The organism is Bacteroides sp. M10, assembly GCF_014334015.1.
GTDB lineage: Bacteria > Bacteroidota > Bacteroidia > Bacteroidales > Bacteroidaceae > Bacteroides > Bacteroides intestinigallinarum.
The window spans coordinates 5,352,975-5,372,676 of the sequence record NZ_CP060488.1; the positions used below are offsets into that span (position 1 = coordinate 5,352,975).

The 19,702-nt window shown below is 43.0% G+C and carries 18 protein-coding genes and 1 riboswitch; of the genes, 13 read left to right on the plus strand and 5 right to left on the minus strand.

Annotation, left to right across the window (positions count from 1 at the left end; all coding sequences use genetic code 11):
• Positions 1–31: 31 nt before the first annotated feature.
• Positions 32–125, plus strand: a riboswitch (TPP riboswitch).
• 60 nt (positions 126–185) lie between these two features.
• The 7 genes from thiS (at position 186) to H8796_RS19740 (ending at position 6,242) form a co-directional block, all read left to right on the plus strand.
• Entirely contained in the window at positions 186–386 is a 201-nt protein-coding gene (gene thiS / locus H8796_RS19710) for a sulfur carrier protein ThiS (RefSeq protein ID WP_004303537.1), read from the plus strand.
• A gap of 4 nt (positions 387–390) precedes the next feature.
• Positions 391–1,008, plus strand: a complete 618-nt coding sequence (locus H8796_RS19715; protein ID WP_117935691.1) for a thiamine phosphate synthase — start codon at positions 391–393, stop codon at positions 1,006–1,008.
• A 159-nt stretch (positions 1,009–1,167) separates the two neighbouring features.
• A complete protein-coding gene (locus H8796_RS19720) occupies positions 1,168–1,941 on the plus strand; it encodes a thiazole synthase (protein WP_117935693.1) in 774 nt (257 codons plus the stop codon).
• Positions 1,942–1,954: 13 nt separating this feature from the next.
• Positions 1,955–3,652 (plus strand): phosphomethylpyrimidine synthase ThiC, encoded by a 1,698-nt coding sequence (gene thiC, locus H8796_RS19725; RefSeq protein ID WP_004303540.1) that lies wholly within the window; start codon positions 1,955–1,957, stop codon positions 3,650–3,652.
• A gap of 97 nt (positions 3,653–3,749) precedes the next feature.
• Positions 3,750–4,874, plus strand: coding sequence for a 2-iminoacetate synthase ThiH (gene thiH / locus H8796_RS19730; RefSeq protein WP_004295704.1), 1,125 nt, complete (start codon positions 3,750–3,752; stop codon positions 4,872–4,874).
• A gap of 4 nt (positions 4,875–4,878) precedes the next feature.
• A complete protein-coding gene (locus H8796_RS19735) occupies positions 4,879–5,571 on the plus strand; it encodes a HesA/MoeB/ThiF family protein (RefSeq protein ID WP_117935695.1) in 693 nt (230 codons plus the stop codon).
• Between the two features lie 62 nt (positions 5,572–5,633).
• A complete protein-coding gene (locus H8796_RS19740; protein ID WP_004295702.1) occupies positions 5,634–6,242 on the plus strand; it encodes a thiamine phosphate synthase in 609 nt (202 codons plus the stop codon).
• 136 nt (positions 6,243–6,378) lie between these two features.
• Here H8796_RS19740 and H8796_RS19745 read toward each other — a convergent pair whose 3' ends face one another.
• The 3 genes from H8796_RS19745 to ppdK all read right to left on the minus strand — a co-directional run bounded on the left by H8796_RS19745 (position 6,379) and on the right by ppdK (position 10,626).
• Positions 6,379–6,951: a porin family protein gene (locus tag H8796_RS19745; protein ID WP_117935697.1), complete on the minus strand. Its 573-nt coding sequence runs from the start codon at positions 6,949–6,951 to the stop codon at positions 6,379–6,381.
• A gap of 194 nt (positions 6,952–7,145) precedes the next feature.
• Positions 7,146–7,661 (minus strand): outer membrane beta-barrel protein, encoded by a 516-nt coding sequence (locus H8796_RS19750; RefSeq protein ID WP_074557033.1) that lies wholly within the window; start codon positions 7,659–7,661, stop codon positions 7,146–7,148.
• A 244-nt stretch (positions 7,662–7,905) separates the two neighbouring features.
• The gene (gene ppdK / locus H8796_RS19755) at positions 7,906–10,626 is read right to left on the minus strand and encodes a pyruvate, phosphate dikinase (protein ID WP_117935699.1); all 2,721 of its coding nucleotides are present in this window, start codon (positions 10,624–10,626) and stop codon (positions 7,906–7,908) included.
• 247 nt (positions 10,627–10,873) lie between these two features.
• Between ppdK and rlmD the strand changes: the two genes are divergently transcribed.
• Both rlmD and H8796_RS19765 read left to right on the plus strand, forming a co-directional pair.
• Positions 10,874–12,244: a 23S rRNA (uracil(1939)-C(5))-methyltransferase RlmD gene (gene rlmD / locus H8796_RS19760; protein WP_217622112.1), complete on the plus strand. Its 1,371-nt coding sequence runs from the start codon at positions 10,874–10,876 to the stop codon at positions 12,242–12,244.
• A 36-nt stretch (positions 12,245–12,280) separates the two neighbouring features.
• Positions 12,281–13,201 carry an RluA family pseudouridine synthase gene (locus tag H8796_RS19765; RefSeq protein ID WP_052587797.1) on the plus strand — a complete coding sequence of 307 codons (921 nt, stop codon included), beginning with the start codon at positions 12,281–12,283 and terminating at the stop codon, positions 13,199–13,201.
• A 70-nt stretch (positions 13,202–13,271) separates the two neighbouring features.
• Here the strand turns inward: H8796_RS19765 and H8796_RS19770 are convergent, their stop codons facing one another.
• The gene (locus tag H8796_RS19770) at positions 13,272–13,685 is read right to left on the minus strand and encodes a hypothetical protein (RefSeq protein WP_074636109.1); all 414 of its coding nucleotides are present in this window, start codon (positions 13,683–13,685) and stop codon (positions 13,272–13,274) included.
• Positions 13,686–13,796: 111 nt separating this feature from the next.
• Here H8796_RS19770 and H8796_RS19775 point away from each other — a divergent pair, with 111 nt between their 5' ends.
• The 4 genes from H8796_RS19775 to H8796_RS19790 all read left to right on the plus strand — a co-directional run bounded on the left by H8796_RS19775 (position 13,797) and on the right by H8796_RS19790 (position 18,362).
• A complete protein-coding gene (locus H8796_RS19775) occupies positions 13,797–15,437 on the plus strand; it encodes a B12-binding domain-containing radical SAM protein (RefSeq protein WP_117937218.1) in 1,641 nt (546 codons plus the stop codon).
• 111 nt (positions 15,438–15,548) lie between these two features.
• Positions 15,549–16,172, plus strand: a complete 624-nt coding sequence (locus H8796_RS19780) for a DUF4858 domain-containing protein (RefSeq protein ID WP_004295608.1) — start codon at positions 15,549–15,551, stop codon at positions 16,170–16,172.
• Between the two features lie 100 nt (positions 16,173–16,272).
• Positions 16,273–17,127, plus strand: coding sequence for a type I methionyl aminopeptidase (gene map, locus H8796_RS19785; RefSeq protein ID WP_008648157.1), 855 nt, complete (start codon positions 16,273–16,275; stop codon positions 17,125–17,127).
• Complete coding sequence (locus H8796_RS19790) at positions 17,127–18,362, plus strand: DNA recombination protein RmuC (RefSeq protein WP_004303563.1); 1,236 nt, start codon at positions 17,127–17,129, stop codon at positions 18,360–18,362. The genes map and H8796_RS19790 overlap by 1 nt, the downstream gene beginning before the upstream one ends.
• 154 nt (positions 18,363–18,516) lie before the next feature.
• Here H8796_RS19790 and H8796_RS19795 read toward each other — a convergent pair whose 3' ends face one another.
• Positions 18,517–19,695 carry a hypothetical protein gene (locus H8796_RS19795; RefSeq protein ID WP_004317960.1) on the minus strand — a complete coding sequence of 393 codons (1,179 nt, stop codon included), beginning with the start codon at positions 19,693–19,695 and terminating at the stop codon, positions 18,517–18,519.
• Positions 19,696–19,702 lie beyond the last annotated feature (7 nt).

The window sequence follows — 19,702 nt, forward strand, 5'->3', positions numbered from 1 at the left end:
TTTCTGTTTCTTTTTCACTTACTTTGCCCCCGTAAAGACAAAGGGGTGCCCCATGAGGGGCTGAGATTATACCCTAGGAACCTGAGGCAGTTAGTACTGACGTAGGGATTGTGTTTCTTCTTATCGCCTTTCCATTCAAGCACGCTCTTTGTATTTACTTTCAACTTATTTATTCTGATAGGACAATGAAAGTACAAGTGAACAACAAAGAGGTGGAAATTACTCCCGACTCTACCCTTACACAACTGACAGCACAGCTCGAACTTCCGGTTCAAGGCATTGCTATCGCCGTAAACAACAAAATGATTCCCCGTACCGAATGGGAGGGTTTCATATTGCATGAGAACGATAACCTGGTGATTATCAAAGCTGCTTGCGGAGGATAAGGGAATGGTCAGTCTACAATTTATCACGCATCAGACCGAACGGTACTCGTACCTCGAATCGGCACGTATGGCACTCGAAGGCGGGTGCAAATGGATCCAACTACGCATGAAAGAGGCTCCTCTCGAAGAAGTGGAGGCAGTAGCCCTGCAACTGAAACCGCTTTGTAAAGAGCACGAAGCAATCCTGGTTCTGGACGATCACGTTGAACTGGCGCGAAAGCTGGAAGTGGACGGTGTGCATCTGGGCAAAAAGGATATGCCTATCGACCAGGCCCGCCAAATTCTTGGAGAGGCTTTCATTATCGGCGGCACTGCAAATACATTCGAAGATGTTGTACAGCACTATCGTGCCGGTGCCGATTATCTTGGCATCGGTCCTTTCCGGTTTACTACCACCAAAAAGAATTTAAGCCCTGTACTGGGATTGGAAGGCTATTCCTCCATCCTTTCACAGATGAAAGAGGCGAATATCGAAATCCCCGTAGTAGCGATTGGAGGAATCACTTATGAGGATATTCCTGCCATACTTCACACAGGAGTAAACGGGATAGCCCTATCGGGAACCATTCTCGGAGCGGATAATCCGGTAGAAGAGACACGTAGAATCATTGAAAGTGATTAATGGAAATTTATAGAAACGCAGATTAACGCAAATTTTCGCAAAAAATTAAGTTCTCCAACATAGCGTAGCCCTCTAATAATCTGCGAAAATTTGCGTTAATCTGCGTTTCTATAATTGTCTGCAAAATTAGCATTTAAATAATCAACTAAAATATAGAGAATGGAAAAGTTAGTAATTGCGGGACGCGAATTTAACTCCCGTCTTTTCCTGGGAACAGGAAAATTCAATTCCAATGAAATAATGGAACAAGCTATTCTGGCTTCAGGTACGGAAATGGTTACTGTTGCCATGAAACGAATCGACATGGACAACAAAGAGGATGACATGCTGAAACATATTATTCATCCGAATATTCAGCTATTGCCCAATACTTCCGGTGTACGTAATGCAGAGGAGGCTGTTTTTGCAGCACAACTGGCTCGTGAAGCCTTTGGAACAAATTGGCTGAAACTGGAAATTCACCCGGACCCACGCTATCTGCTCCCTGACTCTATCGAGACACTGAAAGCTACAGAAGAACTGGTAAAACTGGGTTTTATCGTATTGCCTTATTGTCAGGCTGACCCTGTACTCTGCAAACGTCTGGAAGAAGCAGGCGCAGCTACTGTTATGCCGCTCGGTGCACCAATCGGTACCAATAAAGGATTGCAGACCAAAGAATTCCTGCAAATCATTATCGAACAGGCAGGTATCCCGGTAGTCGTAGATGCAGGTATCGGTGCACCCAGTCATGCTGCCGAAGCAATGGAACTGGGAGCTTCCGCTGTATTAGTTAATACCGCAATAGCCGTTGCCGGAAATCCGGTAGAAATGGCAAAAGCATTCAAAGCGGCTACAGAAGCCGGCAGACAGGCTTACGAAGCAGGATTAGGATTACAAGCCGTCGACTTCGTGGCAGAAGCAAGTTCACCTCTAACGGCTTTTCTTGATTAAAAACGAATAAACTATGGAACAAAAAATAAAATTCCCCCGCTCGCAGAAAGTCTATTTACCCGGTAAACTTTATCCGAATATCCGTGTAGCGATGCGGAAAGTGGAACAAGTGCCCAGTGTCAGCTTTGAAGGCGAAGAAAAGATAGCAACACCGAACCCGGAGATATATGTATATGATACCAGCGGACCGTTCAGCGATGCAGATATGAGCATTGATCTTAAAAAAGGACTGCCCCGTATGCGTGAAGAATGGATTGTAGGCCGTGGTGATGTGGAACAACTTCCCGAAATTACTTCGGAATACGGACAAATGAGAAGGGACGATAAAAGTCTCGATCACTTACGTTTCGAGCACATCGCTCTGCCCTATCGCGCTAAAAAAGGAGAAGCAATCACTCAAATGGCATACGCCAAAAGAGGGATTATCACCCCTGAAATGGAATATGTGGCAATCCGCGAGAACATGAACTGCGAGGAATTGGGAATTAAGACCCACATTACTCCAGAATTTGTCCGTCAGGAGATTGCAGAGGGACGTGCTGTATTACCGGCCAATATCAACCACCCGGAAGCTGAACCGATGATTATCGGACGCAACTTCCTTGTGAAAATCAATACGAATATCGGAAATTCAGCTACTACCTCAAGCATAGATGAAGAAGTGGAGAAAGCATTGTGGAGCTGCAAATGGGGTGGCGATACCTTGATGGATCTTTCCACAGGAGAAAATATTCATGAAACACGCGAATGGATTATCCGTAATTGTCCCGTACCCGTCGGCACGGTTCCTATTTATCAGGCACTTGAAAAGGTGAACGGCATAGTGGAAGACCTCACCTGGGAAATCTACCGGGATACATTGATTGAACAATGCGAACAAGGTGTAGATTACTTCACCATTCATGCGGGGATCCGCCGCCATAATGTTCATCTTGCCGATAAGCGGTTGTGCGGTATTGTCAGCCGTGGAGGAAGCATAATGAGTAAATGGTGTCTCGTACACGATCAGGAAAGTTTCTTATACGATCACTTTGATGATATTTGTGATATCCTGGCACAATATGATGTAGCCGTTTCTTTAGGCGACGGACTTCGTCCGGGTTCCATCTACGATGCGAACGATGAAGCGCAGTTTGCCGAACTGGATACCATGGGAGAATTAGTGCTTCGTGCCTGGGATAAGAATGTTCAGGCATTTATTGAAGGCCCCGGACACGTTCCGATGCATAAAATCAAAGAGAACATGGAACGTCAGATTGAAAAATGCCATGACGCCCCATTCTATACACTCGGCCCGTTGGTGACGGATATTGCTCCCGGATACGACCATATCACTTCTGCTATCGGTGCCGCACAAATCGGATGGCTGGGTACGGCTATGCTTTGTTATGTCACTCCGAAAGAACACCTTGCCTTACCCGACAAAGAGGATGTACGCGTAGGAGTCATTACCTACAAGATAGCCGCTCATGCCGCTGACCTGGCAAAAGGACACCCGGGTGCACAGGTACGGGACAACGCATTGAGTAAAGCTCGCTATGAGTTCCGCTGGAAAGATCAGTTCGACCTGTCTCTCGACCCGGAACGGGCGCAGACCTATTTCCGTGCAGGACATCATATCGATGGAGAATATTGTACGATGTGCGGACCTAATTTCTGTGCAATGAGATTGTCACGCGATTTAAAGAAAAGCGCTAAAACCAACAAATAATGAGTGGGGAGAAACAGAAAGTCAGCCCACTGACCGAACCTGCCCTCCCCTCATTTCAATTTTCAATTTTTAATTTTCAATTCTCAATTTAATAAGAATGTTCTCCGACGAATTAGAAAAAATATCCTGGGAAGAGACGACAAAAGCCATCTATTCCAAAACAGATGCCGACGTACGCCGTGCATTGGGTAAAAAAGAGCATCTGGATGTCAACGACTTTATGGCGCTGATTTCACCTGCCGCCACTCCTTATCTGGAAGTGATGGCACGCCTTAGTCAGAAATATACGATGGAACGGTTCGGTAAGACTATCTCCATGTTCGTACCACTCTACCTGACTAATTCATGTACCAACTCCTGTGTCTATTGCGGTTTCCACATCAGCAATCCGATGAAGAGAACGATACTGACAGAGGAAGAGATTGTCAACGAATACAAAGCCATCAAACGACTGGCTCCTTTTGAAAATCTACTGCTCGTAACCGGTGAAAACCCGGCCGCAGCAGGTGTTCCCTACATTGCCCGGGCGCTGGATTTGGCAAAACCTTATTTCAGCAACCTGCAAATTGAAGTAATGCCCCTTAAAGCAGAAGAATATCAGGAACTGACTAATCATGGTCTGAATGGAGTGATCTGTTTTCAAGAGACTTACCATAAAGCAAATTACAAGACATATCATCCGAGAGGCATGAAGTCTAAATTCGAATGGCGTGTAGATGGCTTCGACCGCATGGGACAGGCAGGTGTACATAAAATTGGCATGGGTGTCCTGATCGGTCTGGAAGAATGGCGGACAGACGTAACGATGATGGCTTATCATCTGCGTTATCTGCAGAAGCATTACTGGAAAACAAAATACAGCGTAAATTTCCCGCGTATGCGCCCGTCTGAAAATGGCGGATTCCAACCGAATGTAGTCATGAACGACCGGGAACTGGCTCAACTTACATTCGCGATGCGAATCTTCGACCACGACGTAGATATCTCCTATTCCACCCGTGAAAGTGCAGAAATCCGGAATCACATGGCAACGCTCGGTGTTACAACCATGAGTGCGGAGAGTAAAACTGAACCGGGAGGATATTACAGTTATCCTCAAACCCTGGAACAATTTCACGTAAGTGATGAGCGAAAGGCGGTTGAAGTGGAACGTGACTTGAAGAAACTGGGTCGCGAACCGGTTTGGAAGGATTGGGATCAGTCTTTTGATTTTAAAAGATAGGCAGATGCGGTACGACAGACAAATCATACTTCCCGAAATCGGAGAAGAAGGTCAGAAGAAACTGCAGGAAGCCAAAGTGCTTATTGTAGGTGTGGGAGGGCTAGGCTCTCCCATCGCTCTCTACCTGGCAGGCGCCGGTGTGGGATGTCTCGGACTGGTAGATGACGATTTGGTAAGCATCACTAACCTGCAACGACAAGTTCTCTATTCCGAAAAGGAATTAGGTAAACCGAAAGCCATCTGTGCAGCGGAACGGCTCTCCGCTCTCAACAGCGAGATCAGAATACATCCCTACTCTACCCGGTTGACAAAAGAAAATGCTTATCATATCATTCAGGAATATGATATAGTAGTCGACGGCTGTGATAACTTTGCCACCCGCTACCTGATTAACGATATCTGCATTGAACAGAAAAAGCCATACGTATATGGTGCTATCTGCGGCTTTGAAGGACAAGTTTCTGTATTCAACTACGGAAACCAGAAAAAGAACTACCGGGATCTTTATCCCGACGAAGAAGAAATGCAACGAATGCCTCCTCCGCCTAAAGGTGTGATGGGAGTTACTCCTGCTATTGTAGGAAGCGTTGAAGCTACGGAAGTGCTGAAAATAATCTGTGATTTTGGAGATGCTTTAGCCGGCGAACTATGGACAATCGACCTGCGGACATGGCAATCTAACAAATTTTCACTATAAAGGTTGGTTTCTGACATAGTTAATTAGTAACTTTGCTAAGCAATCCAATTTTAACAAAAGAAATGAAACTAATTGTAGTTACCACCCCTACCTTCTTCGTCGAAGAAGATAAGATTATTACCGCTCTTTTCGAAGAGGGGCTGGACGTCCTACATCTTAGGAAGCCGGAAACTCCGGCAATGTATTCGGAACGGCTATTGACACTTATTCCGGATAAATATCACCGCCGTATCGTCACGCATGAACATTTCTATCTGAAAGAAGAATTTAATCTGATGGGTATCCACCTGAATGCACGTAATCCCAAAGAGCCGCATGATTATTATGGTCACATCAGCTGTTCGTGCCATTCAGTGGAGGAGGTAAAAAACAGAAAGCATTTTTACGACTATGTTTTTATGAGTCCTATTTATGACAGTATCTCTAAAGTGAATTACTATTCAACATATACTGCCGAAGAATTGCGTGAAGCACAAAGAGCCAAAATTATCGATTCGAAAGTGATGGCATTGGGAGGTATCAATGAAGATAATTTGCTGGAGATTAAAGATTTCGGTTTCGGAGGAGCCGTCGTATTAGGAGATCTTTGGAACAAATTCGACGCCTGTCAGGATCAGAACTATTTAGCCGTAATCGAGCACTTTAAAAAGTTGAAAAAGCTATCAGATTAATAAAAAGCCGATAGTAAACTGACTGTACATTCCTATTGTATATCCAATAAAAGAAATGACTTTCTCAATCATAAAATAAAAAAGCCGCTGTGAATTGTTTTCTGCAACGGCTTTCTGTATTTTCGGTGTTTTCTTATCAGAACTTATATCCCACGATAATAGAGAAGTTCATGTTTTTAGGATTACCAACTTTTTGTACGTCAACCAGACCAAATTGACCATCCAAGCCTGCAATGATCCTACCAAATTCCAATGCAACTCCTACACCAAGACCGGCATCAAAACGCTTCAAAGCATCATCACCAAAAGTGTCGACTTTACGTTCCGTATCATTACCTAAGTCAAACTTTGTTTTACCGGCAATACCACAAGCAAAATAAGGACCTGCATTCACCACCAAATTAGTATTATCTGCTACATTAAAACGTGCAGCAGCCATTACTGGCAATTCCAAATACATTGCATTAATGCTATTGCCATCTTTCTTTGCACCTTTACTAGTTAAGAATAATGAAGGTTGCAGCGACCATGTATCAGTAAAAGCATATTCAAAACCTCCACCAAGTTTGAATCCAACTTTTGCATTCAGATCAAGATCACCGGTGTAATTACTAAAGTTCATACCCACTTTGGCATTCCAACCTGTAATTTGAGAGAAACCTGCCACTGAAATCAGTGCAAATAAAACAAACAAAACACTCTTCTTCATAATTTTAAAGTTTTAAATTAATACTAAAGGTTTTTAGTAACCTCCTTGTTTAACAATACAAATGTATAATTGTAATTCGTATTAAACAACTTTTTCGTTAATAAGTGCGTAAAGTATAGAGATTATACATAAAAAAAGGGAATTCCCTATTTTTGAGAACTCCCTTTCCTATTTGTTGAATTGTTTTCTTCTTATTAGAATGCGTAATGGAAACCAATTGAAAGATCTTCACTGGTAAGTTCAAGACCAAAAGAATCTCCTAGCGTATTTATATTTCTACGATATCCCAGGAAACCATACTTGGCAATGAAAGAAAAGTGATCGTTCAATTTAACAGCAATACCCGGTCTAAGTCCTACTTGTCCGGCTTTAGTAGTGTCTCCGTCTTTAACCTTCACGAAGCCGAGAGCAGCAGTTCCGTCCAGGAACAAGCGAACCGCACCGGTTTCACAGTAAGTCCAACGAATGTATGGAGCAACAATTACTGAATTCTTTGTTAACCCTCCATTATAATTATGTGAATAATCCAATTCAGCACCCAATGCCCATGTTTCATTAAAGTTGTATCCAACTTCCGGAGCAACTTTAAAAGAAGTAGTGTTGCCTGTGCTGTTACGCCAAACGTTCAAAGATCCGCCTACGTAAATGTCTTGTGCTTTTACAGCGATAGTTGCCAACATTACAACTACCAATAATAAACCCTTTTTCATTTTCTTTGTTTTTTAAAATTAAACGTTAGACCCCAATTCGGTCGATTTCTGGGGTGCAAATGTAAAGCTGTTTTTAAGATTAAACAAACATTTAGTTAGTTTTTTATAATAAATACCAAATAAATACTGGTTAGTAAGCGGACAGCAATGCCCAACAGCCATAAAATAAAATAGACTGCAAATACTTTCACAAGTATTTACAGTCTATTTATCAGATAGTTAAGTACCTAACCAGCGTATTTGACTATCCTTCTATTGCACCTTGGGCGGCCGCCAATCTGGCAATAGGCACTCTGAATGGAGAACAACTAACGTAATTCAAACCTACCCGGTGACAGAATTTCACAGAAGAAGGCTCACCACCATGTTCACCACAGATACCACATTTCAGATCCGGACGGATAGCACGTCCCTTTTCTGTAGCCATACGTACCAACTGCCCCACACCATTCTGGTCGAGCACCTGGAACGGATCTACTTTCAAAATCTTCTTTTCCAGATAAACAGGAAGGAAAGAAGCTATATCATCACGAGAATAACCGAAGGTCATCTGCGTTAAGTCATTTGTACCGAATGAGAAGAACTCGGCAGAAGAAGCGATACGGTCGGCAGTCAAAGCGGCACGCGGAATTTCAATCATTGTACCCACTTTGAAGTCAATGCTATCTCCTACTTCCTCAAACAACTTCTTAGCTTCCGCACGGATTACATTTTCCTGCTCCTTGAATTCATACAAGATACCAGTTAATGGAACCATGATTTCCGGATGAGTTTCCACTCCTTCTTTCTTCAATTCGAGTGCAGCACCCAAGATGGCACGTGTCTGCATCTGCGTAATTTCAGGATACGTATTTCCCAAACGGCAACCACGGTGACCCAACATCGGGTTATGCTCACACAATGATTCTACACGTTGCTGGATATATTGCAGGCTCACACCCATAGTATCTGCCATTTCCTGCTGTCCCTTCAAATCATGAGGAACGAACTCATGCAAAGGAGGGTCGAGCAAACGAACAGTTACCGGGCAACCAGCCATTGCTTTAAAGATGCCCTTAAAGTCTTCCTGTTGGTATGGAAGAATCTTAGCCAATGCTTTACGACGTCCTTCTGCATTTTCCGCCAGAATCATTTCACGCATTGCCTTGATCTTTTCACCTTCGAAGAACATGTGTTCCGTACGGCAAAGACCAATACCTACTGCACCGAAGTTACGAGCCACTTCCGCATCATGAGGAGTATCCGCATTTGTACGTACCTGCAGACGAGTATACTTATCAGCCAGCGTCATTAATTCGGCAAAGTCACCGGAAAGTTCTGCAGCCTGTGTTTCTACCTTACCATTATAAACTACACCTGTACTTCCGTTCAGAGAGATATAATCGCCTTCTTTCAACACAACACCGTCAATTTCTACGGTACGGTTTTTATAATCGATATTCAATGCACCTGCACCCGATACACAACATTTACCCATACCACGAGCCACAACAGCAGCGTGAGAAGTCATACCGCCACGAGCCGTAAGAATACCTTCGGCAACTGCCATACCGGCCAAGTCTTCCGGAGAAGTTTCGATACGAACCATTACCACACGTTTACCGGCAGCATGCCATTCAGCAGCGTCGTCAGCAAAGAACACAACCTGACCGGTTGCAGCACCCGGAGAAGCCGGAAGACCACGAGTCAACACTTTGGCTTTCTTCAAAGCATCCTTATCGAATACAGGGTGAAGCAATTCATCGAGTTTATTCGGTTCCACGCGCATCAAAGCAGTCTTTTCGTCAATCATGCCCTGACGGAGCAAATCCATAGCGATCTTCACCATAGCAGCACCTGTACGCTTACCGTTACGTGTCTGAAGGAACCAGAGTTTACCTTCTTGTACGGTGAACTCCATGTCCTGCATATCTTTATAATGATTTTCCAGTTTAGTCTGGAGAGCATCTAATTCTTTATAGATTTCCGGCATTGCCTCTTCCATGGAAGGGAACTTCGCTGCGCGAACATCTTCGGTCACGCCAGCCAATACAGCCCAACGTTGAGAACCAATCTTGGTGATCTGTTGCGGAGTACGGATACCGGCCACTACGTCTTCACCTTGTGCGTTAATCAGATATTCACCATTGAAAAGGTCTTCACCCGTACCGGCATCACGTGAGAAACAAACACCAGTAGCCGAAGTTTCACCCATATTACCGAACACCATAGCCTGTACATTGACAGCTGTACCCCATTCATCAGGTATACTTTCCATCTTACGGTAAAGGATAGCGCGTTCATTCATCCATGAATCAAATACGGCACATATAGCTCCCCAAAGTTGTTCGTATGCACCAGTCGGGAAATCTTTTCCGGTCTGTTCCTTTACGGCAGCTTTAAATTTCTTTACGAGTTCCTGCAAGTCTTCCACTTTCAACTCGTTATCCAGTTCTACCCCTTTCTCTTTTTTCACCTCTTCGATGATTGCTTCGAAAGGGTCGATATCTTCTTTATTGGTAGGCTTCATGCCCAATACTACGTCACCGTACATCTGCACAAAACGACGATAAGAGTCCCATGCAAAGCGTGCATTACCTGTCTTACGGATAATACCTTCTACCACTTCGTCATTCAATCCCAAGTTCAGAATCGTATCCATCATACCCGGCATAGATGCGCGCGCACCGGAACGTACAGACACCAACAAAGGATTTTCAACGTCACCGAATTTAGATTTCATCAAGGTTTCCACGTGAGTGATTGCTTTTACCACTTCATCTTTCAGCAGTTCAACCACTTTATCACGTCCTAACGTATTGTATTCCGTACAAACATCTGTAGTTATTGTGAATCCGGGAGGGACAGGAATTCCGATTAAATTCATTTCTGCAAGGTTGGCTCCCTTACCACCGAGCAAATTCTTCATGTCAGCCTTTCCTTCTGCCTGACCATTACCAAAGGTATAAACTCTTTTTTTATCCATAATATTGTGTTTAAAGTTACATTATGATTTTTTTCTGTTCGCAAATCTAAGGATATTTCGCAAACTTGAAAACTTTTTGCGAAAAAACTTTCTATCAAAATGCAATTTCGACATTACAATCCGGAATATTTCTGTATACCTGAATTTTTTCCAAAAAAAATACCTACTTTTGCAAAGTAATTATTAGACTGGTGTAAAAGTGGCAAGAAAGAAAAAAGAGCTTCCCTTATTGGAGAAGGTAACAATCATGGATGTGGCTGCCGAAGGAAAAGCCATCGCAAAAGTAAACGACCTGGTGATTTTTGTTCCCTATGTAGTGCCGGGTGATGTCGTAGACCTGCAAATCAAGCGTAAAAAGAATAAATATGCCGAAGCTGAAGCGGTGAAGTTTCACGAGCTGTCGCCCAATCGCGCTGTTCCTTTCTGCCAACACTATGGCGTATGCGGTGGCTGCAAGTGGCAAGTGCTTCCCTATTCGGAGCAGATCAGATATAAGCAAAAGCAAGTGGAAGATAATTTGAGACGTATCGGAAAGATCGAACTTCCCGAAATTTCTCCGATTCTCGGTTCTGACAAGACGGAATTCTACAGGAACAAACTGGAATTCACCTTCTCAAATAAACGCTGGTTGACAAACGAAGAAGTTCGTCAGGATGTGAAGTATGACCAGATGAATGCGGTGGGTTTCCACATCCCGGGAGCTTTCGACAAGGTGCTGGCTATTGAGAAATGCTGGTTACAGGATGATATATCCAACCGTATCCGCAACGCTGTACGTGACTACGCTTACGAGCACGATTACTCTTTTATCAATCTGCGCACACAGGAAGGTATGCTGCGGAATATGATTGTACGCACCTCTTCAACAGGCGAGCTGATGGTGATCGTTATTTGTAAGATTACGGAAGATCACGAAATGGAACTGTTCAAGCAGTTACTCCAATTCGTAGCGGACTCTTTCCCAGAAATCACTTCTCTTCTATACATTATTAATAATAAGTGCAATGACACAATCAATGATTTGGATGTGCATGTATTTAAAGGGAAAGATCACATCTTTGAAGAAATGGAGGGACTGCGTTTCAAAGTAGGACCGAAATCATTCTATCAGACCAACTCGGAACAGGCTTATAATTTATATAAAGTGGCCCGTGAATTTGCCGGATTAACAGGCAACGAACTGGTATATGACCTCTATACAGGAACAGGAACAATCGCCAACTTCGTATCACGCCAGGCTCGCCAGGTAATCGGTATCGAATATGTGCCGGAAGCTATCGAAGACGCAAAGGTAAATGCAGAAATCAATGATATCAAGAATGCATTGTTTTATGCCGGTGATATGAAGGATATACTGACGCAGGATTTCATCAATCAGCATGGACGCCCGGATGTAATCATTACTGATCCTCCTCGTGCCGGTATGCACCAGGATGTAGTTGATGTCATCTTGTTTGCCGAACCGAAACGGATTGTGTATGTAAGTTGTAATCCTGCCACTCAAGCACGGGATTTGCAATTACTCGATGAGAAATACAAGGTGAAAGCCATTCAACCGGTAGATATGTTCCCTCACACCCACCACGTAGAAAATGTGGTGTTGCTGGAACTTCGATAATCCGTGGTGATAATAGAATTTCAAAAGAAAAAAGAAATGGGAAAAAGACCTAGAAAAACTCCTGCTGAAAAAGCACGTGCTCAATATACCAATTATGCAGTGAAAGAACCCATGGAACTAATGGAGTTTCTGGCTGCCAAAATGCCGGATGCGAGTCGCACAAAATTAAAATCATTATTAAGTAAGCGGGTTGTATTTGTTGATAATGTGATAACCACACAATTCAACTTTCCCCTTGAAGCTGGCATGAAAGTGCAAATCAGCAAACAAAAGGGAAAAAAAGAATTTAATAACAGACTGCTGAAAATCGTGTATGAAGACGCATATATCATTGTTGTCGAAAAGATGCAAGGACTTTTATCAGTCAATACAGAAAGACAGAAAGAGCGCACAGCCTATACAATACTTAACGAATACGTGCAACGTTCCGGACGTCAATTCCGTGTGTTTATCGTTCATCGCCTGGACAGGGACACTTCCGGCCTGATGATGTTTGCTAAAGACGAAAAAACACAACGGACACTACGTGATAACTGGCACGATATCGTGACTGACCGTCGATATGTAGCTGTGGTGGAGGGAAGTATGGAAAAAGATTATGATACAGTCGTTTCCTGGCTGACTGATAAAACGCTTTATGTAAGTTCCAGTGAATATGATGACGGTGGATCAAAATCTATTACCCACTATAAGACCATCAAACGTGCCAACGGATATTCTCTGTTGGAACTCGATTTGGAAACCGGCCGAAAGAATCAGATTCGTGTACACATGCAGGATTTAGGACATCCTATTATCGGTGATGGAAGATATGGAAGAGAAGATGCTCCCAACCCTATCGGACGACTGGCACTCCATGCTTTCAAACTCTGCTTTTATCATCCGGTAACGGGAGATTTGATGGAGTTCGAGACGCCATATCCGGCGGAGTTTAAGAAGTTGTTTTTGAAAAAATAAATTCCTATATTCAAAAATAAAGCCAGAATCATCATTGACTCTGGCTTTATTTTTAATCTTTATCACTATTTTATTGACGACGCATATAGAATGGCTGTCCATCTATTCTATCTCTAAAATCCCGCCAATTATTATACCATGTTCCACTAAAAGTCCTGTCAGTAGCTTCCGCCCCCCAAATATAGGCATAAGTGTCATCACCATAAAAATACAATTCCATTGAATTATATCCTTCATCAATCCATCTCCACTCAAAAACCAAGTAATTCGGATCACCAGCAGAGCCAATTGTTCCTTGATTTCTCGCATTAAATGTCATGAGCGTACCTCTTCCCCAGGTATATGCCCCGAAATCAATTTCTTCATTAGTATACCACTCGCCAGGCAGATTAAATTCTGTCTCGTCTTCACTTTCACACGAAGTAAAGCCAACCAATAAAGTCAGCATCATCAAGATACCTGCATATCTTTTTATCATTTTCATAATTCTCTAGTTTATTGCGTTTATTAATACAAAATTAGCATTTTATATTTACTATACATCACAAGCCACAAGTTTTTTGTACCTTTGCAAAGATAATATTAAATTTTCCACATGAAACTTCTTTGGCTTGATTTAAATAGTTCGTACGCTCATTCTTCGCTGGCATTGCCAGCCTTACATGCCCAGATAGCAAATAATACAGACATTGAATGGTGTACGGTCTCCGCCACTATCAATGAAAATACCGGTAGTGTCGTCAATCAAATCTACCGCCATCAACCGGACATCATTGCAGCTACCAACTGGCTATTTAATCACGAGCAACTCCTGCACATCGTTTCACGCGCAAAAGCGTTACTACCTCACTGCTGTGTTATACTCGGAGGTCCCGAGTTTTTAGGAGATAATGAAGCTTTCTTATATAAAAACAAATTTGTAAGCGGAGTGTTTCGCGGAGAAGGCGAAGAAGTATTTCTTTTATGGTTAAAAGTGTGGAATCAGCCAAGAAAAGAATGGAAATCAATCACAGGACTCTGCTATCTGGATGAATCGGAAGCATACCATGACAACGGGCTCGCCCGTGTCATGAACTTTTCCGAATTAGTCCCTCCTGAAGAGAGCCGTTTCTTCAATTGGAGCAAACCCTTTGTGCAATTAGAAACTACCCGCGGATGTTTTAACACCTGTGCCTTTTGTGTCAGTGGAGGTGAAAAACCGGTTCGCACCCTATCTCTTGAAGCAACCCGGAAACGTCTTGACGTGATACACCAACACGGAATCAAGAATGTACGGGTACTGGACCGCACTTTCAATTACAACAACAAACGGGCAAAAGAATTACTAAATCTATTCCGCGAATACCCGGATATCTGTTTTCATCTGGAAATTCATCCTGCACTCCTTTCTGATGAACTCAAACAGGAATTAGCCACCCTTCCTAAAGGACTGCTGCACCTGGAAGCCGGAATTCAAAGCCTTCGGGAAAACGTGCTTGAACAAAGCCGGAGAATAGGAAAACTCTCCGATGCTCTGGCCGGACTCAAGTATCTATGTTCACTTGAAAACATGGAAACCCATGCCGACTTAATAGCAGGGCTCCCACTCTACCATCTATCAGAAATTTTCGATGATGTCCGTACTTTAGCAGAATATGGCGCAGGAGAAATCCAACTGGAATCCCTCAAATTACTTCCGGGCACCGAAATGAAAAGAAGAGCGGACGAATTAGGCATACAGTACTCTCCACTCCCTCCATACGAAGTTCTTCAAACTCGTGAAATCACCGTAGATGAATTACAGACAGCACATTATCTGTCCCGCCTGTTAGACGGTTTCTATAATACCCCAACTTGGCGAAGCATCACACGGATACTCATTCTCGAAAACCCTCATTTTATACATGAGTTACTCGATCATTTAGTTCAAACAGATGTGATTGACACCCCTCTTAGCCTGGAAAAAAGAGGATTAATCCTCTATGACTTCTGCAAGAATCATTATCCCGACTACCTGACACAAGTCAGCATTGCATGGATAGAAGCGGGTATGTCATTAAAAAAAGCTCCGGCAGAAAAAGTAAGAACCAAAAGACAGCTACCACCTGAAAGCTGGGAAATAGAATACGGAGCATATCGCGAGAATCTACGATTATGTTTCCTTCCCACCGATGAAGAAGGACATGGTTACTGGTTTGGTTTTGAGTCGGAGATTCAGAAGATACAACCGGTTTTCAAGGCTAAAAAACGATCATAAATAAAAGAAAAGTATTCTCATATTATGTGAAATTATTATTAGTCGCTAATCGTTTAGAGCAGCATTTCCTGTTTTCCACCGTCCATACAATAAACTTTACTAGCACAGTGTATGGACATTCGAAAATATCAATTCAATATTTTTTGCCTATTATTGTTTCCCTTATCCGCAACAGGACAAGAATGGAACAAACAAGACTCATTGAGACTTCAGCAAATGCTGGAATCCGGTCAGGAGATCAAGATAAATAGAAAGTTTATCGAAAAAGTAGAGCAAAACATGTACTCTCGAAAACCGTTCGTAGATTTTGATCCCACACTACCGACTTTAAAATCTTCCATGATTTTTTCGAAACCTTCCATTCGCACTTATCAGACATTCCTAAAACCGGGTTCCACCTTTTTACCCACTTACTCCTGGTTAAGAATAAACAAGAATCTTGTGCTGCACAGTAAAAGTAATTTTGCAGAAAATTCCAGTTGCTTTCATATCCAAAGCCAAATAGAATATAATTTATCTCCCAAATGGTCTCTCAACATATATGGCGTACAAAACCTTGATACCCGAAAACACCGGGGCCTCCCTTCCGAAGTGGAACCCACCCAATTGGGTAGTAATGTTGTTCTCAAAATAAATAAAAACTGGAAAATAAAAACAGGGGTACAATACCAATACAATGTCCTCCGCAAAAGATGGGAATGGATACCTCAAATTAGTGTTTCATACGAATGGTAACCCGTGCCGACAATCAGGAATCGAAAAGTTTTAGAAAACAAGAAAGCATATTTTCCATTTATTCTCGTACCTTTGTCATACGATTAAATATGCTATAATAATGAAGAACTTTATCAAGGGATTCCGGTTTACCCCCTCTAATTATCCGGCAGAAGTAGAAGCAAAAATACAGAAATACAGAAAGCAAGGTTATAAACTTCCACCGCGCAAAGTACTCCGTACTCCCGAGCAACTGGAAGGTATCCGGGAAAGTGCCAAAATCAATACTGCACTGCTGGACTATATTTCAGAGAATATCCGGGAAGGCATGTCCACCGAAGAAATTGATGTGCTAGTGTATGATTTCACTACCAGTCACGGTGCCATCCCTGCCCCACTCAACTACGAAGGCTTTCCCAAAAGTGTTTGCACCAGCATCAACGATGTAGTGTGCCACGGAATACCCAATAAAAATGAGATTCTGAAAAGCGGAGATATTATCAATGTAGATGTTTCCACCATTTACAAAGGATATTTTTCCGATGCATCCCGTATGTTTATGATTGGAGACGTCAACCCTGATATGCAAAAGTTAGTACAGGTAACCAAAGAATGTATGGAAATAGGAATTGCTGCCGCACAACCCTGGAAACAGCTGGGTGATGTAGGCGCCGCCATCCAGGAACATGCAGAAAAGAACGGATTCAGCGTAGTCCGTGATCTCTGCGGACATGGCGTAGGGATGCAATTCCATGAGGAACCGGACGTAGAACATTTCGGACGCCGGGGCACAGGCATGATGATTGTGCCGGGCATGACCTTCACCATCGAACCCATGATCAATATGGGAACCTACGAAGTGTTTATAGACGATGCCGACGGATGGACTGTCTGTACCGACGACGGACTGCCTTCCGCCCAATGGGAAAATATGATTCTGATTACTGAAACCGGAAACGAAATTCTGACATATTAATGGAACTGATTCTACTTATTGTTATTGCCGTGTTAATGATAGTCCTACTTGTATTATCACTAACCAAAGGCAACAATCAAACTCAAGCAGAACAATTACAAATAGCCTTGCGCCAGCAAATGCAGGAAAACCGGGAAGAACTGAACCGCAGCATCCGGGAACTTCGCATGGAAATGACGCAAACGCTGAACCAGAATATGCAACAGCTCCAAGATGTTCTGCACAAGAATATGATGACTACCGGAGAACTGCAACGACAGAAATTCGACATGATGGCCCGCCAGCAGGAAGCATTACTGAAATCCACCGAGAAACGACTGGATGATATGCGCCTGATGGTGGAAGAAAAGCTCCAGAAAACCCTGAATGAACGTATCGGTCAATCATTCGAAATCGTCCGTTCGCAACTTGAGAACGTGCAAAAAGGACTGGGAGAAATGAAATCTCTTGCTCAAGATGTCGGCGGACTAAAAAAGGTATTGAGCAACGTAAAGATGAGAGGAACGTTCGGCGAAGTCCAACTGGGTGCACTCTTAGAACAAATGATGAGCCCCGAACAGTACGACGCCAATGTCAAAACAAAAAAGAGCGGAACCGAATTTGTAGAATTTGCCATCAAGCTTCCGGGAAAAGATGACGCCAACAGCACCGTCTACCTCCCCATCGACGCCAAATTTCCGAAAGATGTATACGAACAATATTACGATGCATTCGAAGCGGGAGACGCAGCATTGATGGAATCGTCCGGCAAGCAATTGGAAAATACAATCAAAAAGATGGCAAAAGACATTCATGATAAGTATGTGGACCCGCCTTTTACCACAGATTTTGCCATCATGTTCCTCCCGTTTGAAAGCATATATGCCGAAGTAATCCGACGTACCAGTCTCATCGAAACACTCCAAAAGGAGTATAAGATTGTAGTTACAGGTCCGACAACATTAGGCGCCATCCTCAATAGTCTTCAGATGGGATTCCGCACGCTTGCTATCCAAAAACGTACCGGAGAAGTCTGGACCGTATTGGGAGCTGTCAAAACAGAATTCAGTAAATTCGGAGGATTACTTGAAAAAGTACAAAAGAACCTGCAAAGCGCCGGTGACCAACTCGAAGAAGTCATGGGAAAACGAACACGTGCCATCGAACGCAAACTGCGGCAAGTGGAACAGTTGCCACACGAAGAAAGCCAAAAGATTCTCCCTATTGACGTAGAGGACGATTTGACAGATTACTAACTGATATTATTTAGGCACGGATTACACGATAAACACGGAAAGAAAATAAACTTATCCGTGCAATTCGTATAATCCGTGCCTAAAAAATCAAAGAAAGTGTTTCGACACACCTCGACACTAAACAGAAAATGCTCTACAACATTTCCATATCACGTCAATCCGCATAACTCCGCAAAGCCAAATTCTTCACCCAAAGAACGAAGATACCCGTCAGAATCAGATTCAATACCAGAGTAAGCACTGAAATAACCAATGCCGGGCCACCCAAGTTATATCCCAATGCAATGAAAATGATTCCGGCCCCTACCTCACCACGGGTAAACATACCGATGGAAAGAGCCAGTCGCTCACTTAATTTCCGGTCACGATAGAAGAACATCGGACAAAGTTTTCCTATATTCGACAATAAAGAGACAATCACCACATGAAACATAATCATTCCCCACGACATCATCTCCTGTGATCCCGTTACAGAATAAGAACCTGCATGAGTCTCCGCAAAGTTCACTCCGATAAAATGCGGCATACTCATTCCCACCAGAAACATGAAGAAAAATGAAATCCCGGTAGCCACCTTTCGTTCCACAGGTGTGTCATGTTCCTTATGTTTCATAATCATACCCAGAACAAATGCCGGCAACAGGACTTCAATATGAATACTTCCCTCGTCCCCATACAATTCTTTACTCCCCAGATACAGTATTTGAGTAGCCAGAAATATAATCACTGAATAAAAGAGGATAGCCTTCCAATCCTGACGCCAATCATACTTATTCAATCTTTGCCAGCCGATCGACAATAACAAGAACACAATCACCACCACAATAATCAACTGCCAGCGCAGCCCGATCATCATAATCTGAAGAGGAATCATTAAAAGAATCGTATCCAAGTCATCGAAAATTGCCAATACCTGTATCTTCTTATAAATCCAACTGGACTTCAGTCCGATAGCCGCCAACATCGTAAACAGAATACCGGCTGATGTAGGTGCAGCAAAACGGCTTAACAATAAATTCTCCTTCCACGCTTCCCAACTATTCCAAAACTCGGGCGGAAGCAAAATAAACACATAATAAATGGCAATCATAAACCACGGTAAAGCAGCCGTAGCCATTGCAATAAAATAATCTTGAGCGTAACTTTTCCACCGCGTTTTATCAAGGACGAACTCACGGCCTACATTAATCATTATAAAACTAAGACATACATAGAGTAGTACATTCGATATGGATTTAACAGCTCCATACCCATCTCCTGCCATCATCGGCAGGAATTGCGAAACCACGAGCCCCAACATCAGGAAGCCCGAAAAAGACAGAACTTTTCTCATATTTATA